Genomic DNA, 2594 nt, shown 5'->3' with positions numbered 1-2594 from the left:
TCAAAGTCGGCGATACGCTTTTCATTTGCACGCCGCACAGCAAGGTACTGGCGGTCGATGCGGCTACGGGCGCAGTGCGGTGGCGTTTCGATCCGCACATTCAGAGCCCTGTCGGCTTTGCGCATTTCGAGCACATGACGTGCAGGGGCGTTTCGTATTATGACGAGGCTTCGTATTCGTCAGTACCGGCGACCGCTGCCGAATCCACCGCGGCGGCGAGTGCGTTCGCCGAGGCGAATGCGCCGGCGCAAGCGAGCGCGCCCGAGCAGGCGAGCGCACCGGTACAAGGGAGTGCGTCGTCCGAAGCGAGTGCGGCGAGTGCCGCGAGTACGTCGAGCGAAGCGACTGCCGCGAATGCAGCTTCCGAAGCGAGCGCGCCGAGCGTAGCAAGCGCCTCGAGCGAAGCGAGCGCTGCATCCGAGGCGAGCGCAACGACAGCGACGGCTGCGCCCCAAACGTCCGCCAGCGCCACGCCGGCCCATAGCTGTTCCCGCAGAATCTTCCTGCCGACCGCCGATGCCCGCCTGATTGCACTCGATGCCGACACCGGCAAACCCTGCGAGGACTTCGGCAACCATGGCACCGTCGATTTGCGGGCCAACATAGGACCTTTCACCCCGGGCGGGTATTACTCCACTTCGCCGCCGATGGTGACGCGCAACCTCGTCATCATTGGCGGGCACGTGACCGACAACGAGTCGACCAACGAGCCGAGCGGCGTCATGCGCGCGTACGACGTCCACGACGGCCACCTCGTCTGGAACTGGGACGCGGGCCGCCCCGACGATACGGCGCCGCTCCCGCCGGGACAGACCTACACACGCAATTCGCCGAACATGTGGGCCGTGGCGAGCGTGGATGAGCGCCTCGGCATGATCTACCTGCCGATGGGCAATCAGACGCCCGATCAATGGGGCGGCAATCGCACACCGCAAGCCGAACGCTTCGGCGCGGGCGTGACGGCGCTCGATCTCGCCACGGGGCACGTGAAATGGGTTTATCAATTCACGCATCACGATCTGTGGGATATGGACGTCGGCGGCCAACCCACGCTGATGGATCTGCAAACGCAAGAGGGCGTGAAACCCGCGCTCATCGCTTCGACGAAGCAAGGCAGCATCTATGTGCTCGATCGCCAAACGGGCAAGCCGCTGATCCCGATCACCGAAACACCGGTACCGCAGGGCGCGGCCCCTGGAGATCACACGTCGCCGACGCAGCCCGTCTCGGCGCTCAACTTCAATCCGCCCCGCGTTCGGGAGCGCGACATGTGGGGCGCCACGCCATACGACCAGCTCTGGTGCCGCATCGATTTTCGTTCGCTGCGCTACGACGGCGCATTCACGCCCCCCTCCGAGCAAGGCACGCTCGTGTTCCCCGGCAACTTCGGCGCGTTCGACTGGGGCGGGATTTCCGTCGACCCGGGCAAGCAGATATTGTTTGCGAATCCCAACTACATGGCGTTCATCTCCAAACTGATTCCGCGCGACAAGGTGCCTGCGCTCGAACACCAGCATGGCAGCGAAACGAGCGGGATCAAGATTGCCGCCGGCGACCCGTTTGCGATCGAGCTCAAGCCGTTTCTCTCGCCGCTCGGCATTCCGTGTCAGGCGCCGCCGTGGGGCTACGTCTCCGGGGTCGATCTCACGACCGGCAAGATCGTCTGGCAGCACAAGAACGGCACGATTCGCGACAGTGCCCCCGTGCCGTTGCCGTTCAAGCTCGGCGTGCCGAGTCTCGGCGGGACGATCGTTACGGCCGGCGGCGTTGGATTCCTCTCCGGCACGCTCGACTACTATGTGCGCGCCTACGACCTCGGCACCGGCAAGAAGCTTTGGCAGGCGCGCCTGCCGGCCGGCGGGCAAGCGACACCCATGACTTACGCCGACTCGAAAGGCAAGCAATACGTGCTGGTGACCGCGGGCGGCCATGGCTCGCTCGGCACGCGTACCGGGGATGCGGTGATCGCTTACAGCTTGCCGTGACCGTGAACGAGGCGGCAGCGGGCGAACGACAGGTCCGCTGCCGATTCGCTCCGTATCTGGCGTATGCTTGTTTTTTTCGGGATTCCGGACGAGGGCTTTCATGCGCATCGAGACATCGTTTCTGTTCGATCTCGACGGTACGCTCGTCGATAGCGTCTATCAGCACGTGCTTGCCTGGAAGGAAGCGCTCGATGCCGAGGGCATCGATCTGTCCGTGTGGCGCATTCATCGCAAGATTGGCATGAGCGGCGGACTGTTCGTCAATCAGTTGCTGCGCGAAACGCACGACGAGTTCACCGCGGATCGCGTCGAGCGGCTGCGCCAGGCCCATGCCGCAGCCTATCAACGGCTGCATGCGCAGGTGAGACCGCTGCCCGGTGCGATCGAGCTGCTGAAGGCGTTGACGCGTGCCAACATCCGCTGGGCCATCGCCACGAGCGGGCGCATGGAAACGGCGGCACTGAACCTCGAATCGCTCGGTGTCGATCCGGGCACGACCGTGGTCGTCACGCGCGATCAGGTCAAGCACGCCAAACCCGATCCCGATCTCTTCATCGCGGCGGCCGAACGTCTCGGTGTATCGATCGAGACCGCTGTCGTGGTGGGCGA

At 64.5% G+C, this 2594-nt stretch carries 2 protein-coding genes; both read left to right on the top strand.

Annotation, left to right across the window (positions count from 1 at the left end):
* Positions 1–1985 (top strand): PQQ-binding-like beta-propeller repeat protein (locus tag VGL01_RS18770; RefSeq protein ID WP_331571971.1); only part of this gene is annotated, 1985 nt, incomplete at its 5' end.
* Positions 1986–2085: 100 nt separating this feature from the next.
* Positions 2086–2594: HAD family hydrolase (locus tag VGL01_RS18765; RefSeq protein WP_331571969.1), on the top strand; the 509-nt coding region annotated here is incomplete at its 3' end.

The organism is Trinickia sp. (genome assembly GCF_036503415.1).
In the GTDB taxonomy this organism is placed as follows: Bacteria; Pseudomonadota; Gammaproteobacteria; order Burkholderiales; family Burkholderiaceae; genus Trinickia.
The sequence above is the reverse complement of the archived record's forward strand: the minus strand, read 5'-3'. Positions and strand labels throughout refer to the sequence as shown.